General features: G+C 20.7%; 1 protein-coding gene. It reads right to left on the reverse strand.

Annotation, left to right across the window (positions count from 1 at the left end):
- Positions 1-98: 98 nt before the first annotated feature.
- Positions 99-324: hypothetical protein (locus RI76_RS02210; RefSeq protein ID WP_425311471.1), on the reverse strand; the 226-nt coding region annotated here is incomplete at its 5' end.

Consider the following 324-nt stretch of genomic DNA (forward strand, 5'->3'; position numbering starts at 1 on the left):
TAATATTTTTTTAATAAATAAAAAAAATAGCCTTTATAAAAACAACTATTTCTTTGATAAAACGACATTAAAATAAAAATTTAATTTAATAGAAAAGATTATTTTTTCAATAAAAAAGGTTTAATAATATTATTTTCTAAAACTTCAGGATAATTATAAATAACTTCTCTCATTCTTTTAAATAAAACATAAATAAGTCCATTGTCAAAATCAATACGAGTAACAACTCCTATTTCTTTTTCGTTTTCAACTTTTACTCTTTCGCCGATGAGATAATAATTATCATTATTATGTAAAGCCATATATCTACATGTAGCAGATCGG

Source organism: Milkweed yellows phytoplasma str. MW1 (assembly GCF_000309485.1).
Lineage (GTDB): Bacteria > Bacillota_I > Bacilli_A > Acholeplasmatales > Acholeplasmataceae > Phytoplasma.